The organism is Deltaproteobacteria bacterium (assembly GCA_009929795.1).
Lineage (GTDB): Bacteria > Desulfobacterota > Desulfovibrionia > Desulfovibrionales > Desulfomicrobiaceae > RZZR01.
The window spans coordinates 1-2,107 of the sequence record RZZR01000284.1 but is presented as its reverse complement, the minus strand read 5'-3'; the positions used below and the strand labels follow the sequence as shown (position 1 = coordinate 2,107).

At 62.6% G+C, this 2,107-nt stretch carries 3 protein-coding genes; all 3 read right to left on the bottom strand.

Annotated elements, in window-relative coordinates; genetic code table 11:
* Positions 1-548, bottom strand: a 548-nt coding sequence (locus EOM25_14250; protein ID NCC26336.1) for an ABC transporter permease, incomplete at its 3' end; no start/stop codon positions are given.
* 1 nt (position 549) lies between these two features.
* On the bottom strand, positions 550-1,536 hold the full coding sequence (locus EOM25_14245; protein ID NCC26335.1) for an ABC transporter permease: 987 nt from the start codon (positions 1,534-1,536) through the stop codon (positions 550-552).
* Positions 1,537-2,107, bottom strand: a 571-nt coding sequence (locus EOM25_14240; GenBank protein NCC26334.1) for an NAD(P)-dependent oxidoreductase, incomplete at its 5' end; no start/stop codon positions are given. It lies immediately after the preceding gene.

The following is a 2,107-nucleotide window of genomic DNA, read 5'->3' as shown; positions in this document are numbered from 1 at the left end:
CGGAACCGTCCGGCCCCGGCCAGGACCATGGCCTTGACGTAGTCACGTTCGCGAACGGTCAGGGTTTCGGCCCGGACCAGACGGGTGACTCCCATCCATGAGGTCAGGCCGATGACGATCATGATATTGGTCAGACTAGGTTCCAGAAAGGCGATGACGGCCAGGATGAGAAAAAATGACGGGAAGCAGAGCATGATGTCCACAAGGCGCATGATGACCTCGTCCACCCAGCCGCCGGTGTAGCCGGCCACCAGGCCGAGGACCAGGCCAATGGCCGCGGAGATGCCCACGGCCACGAAGCCGACCCACAGGGAGACCCGGGCCCCGAACAAGAGGCGGGAGAGGACGTCCCGGCCCAGGGCGTCTGTTCCCAGGAGATGGTCGGCGCCGGGCGGGCGAAGGATGCTGGTCACGTCGAGTTCGGTGGGGTCGGCCGGGGCCAGGGCCGGGGCCAGGATGGCGGCCAGGGCCATGAATCCGACAATGGTCGCGCCGATCAGAAACAGGCCGTGCCGGGAGATGAACAGGCCGAGGCTGGACCTGACCATGTCAGTTTTCCCCCCGTCGGTATCTGATGCGGGGGTCGGCCAGGGCGTAGCCCAGATCGGCCAGGATGTTGCCGGCCAGGGTCAGGACGGCTCCCAAAACGAGGTTGCCCATGATCAAGGGGTAGTCCCGGGCCATGACGCCCTGATAGAAGAGCTGGCCGAGGCCGGGCAGGGCGAAGATGGATTCGATGATGACGCTGCCGCCGATGAGGCCGGGCACGGACAGGCCGAGGATGGTGATGACCGGGAGCAGAGCGTTCCGCAGGCCGTGCTTGAAGAGGATTGTCCGGGGCGGGAGGCCCTTGGCTAGTGCGGTCAGGATATAGTCCTGTCGCAGGACCTCGAGCATGGACGATCGCATGAACCGGGAGATGCCGGCCAGGCCTGTTAGGGTGAAGACCAGGATCGGCAGGGTCAGATGGGCGGCCAGATCTTTGAATTTTCCCCAAGGTCCAAGGGAATCGAAGTCCAGGGAGGTCAGGCCGGAAATGGGCAGGAGCGGATTGTGGATGCCAAGCCACAGCATGAGGAGCAGGGCCAGCCAGAAGCCGGGCATGGCAAAGCCGATGAAGACGAGGATAGTGGCCGTGCGATCAAAAAGCCCTCCGGGCCTCCAAGCGGACATGACTCCGATGGGAATGCCGATGACCAGGACCAGGACCATGGAGACAACATTCAGGGTCAGGGTCAGGGGCAGACGTTCGGCGATCTTGTCCCAGACTGGCCGATGATCGCCGCTCATGGAATTGCCGAAATCCAGGCGGACGATGCGGCCCAGCCAGTCCACATATTGAACATGCAGGGGCCGGTCCAGGCCATAGAGGCTTTCCAGACGGGCCCGGGTGGCGGCCGAGGCCAGAGGATTCATAGTCGTCTGCATCTCGGTGGGCGATCCCGGAGCCAGGTGAATGACCCAGAAGCTGACAACCGTGATGCCCAAAAACACAGTCAGAATCCAGAAAATCCTGACGGCGATACGAACGAGCATCTAGTTTTCGGTCCTTGCCATGACGTATTCCCTCAAAGCTGCGGTCCATGATCGGGGCTTGATTCCGGTGGCCTGGATGAAGTCGGCGTTGTCCAGGACCGAATAGGCCGGCCGCACGGCCTGCTGGGGGTATTCGGCCGAAGATATGGCCTGGATCCGGCAATGGAGTCCGGCAAATGCCACGGCCTCGGCGGCCAGTTCGCACCAGCTGGCCAGGCCCGAATTGGTCAGGTGGTAGAGGCCGGGGCCGCATTTTTCCAGAAGTTCGACGCTGTGCCGGGCCAGGTCCGGGGTATAGGTCGGAGAGCCGATCTGGTCGTGCACAACCCGGAGCTCGTCGCGTTGGGTGGCCAGGGTCAAGATTTTGTCGACAAAGTTCGTCTTGAGAGGGCCAAAGAGCCAGGCCGTGCGAACAATCCGCAGGCCGGGCCATGAGTTGGAAAGAAGTCGGGTTTCCCCTTCCAGCTTGGTACGCCCGTAGACACTCATGGGCCGGGTCTTGTCTGTTGTCCCGTAGGGATGGGACTGCCGGCCATCAAAGACGAAATCGGTGCTGTAGTGGACGAGATTC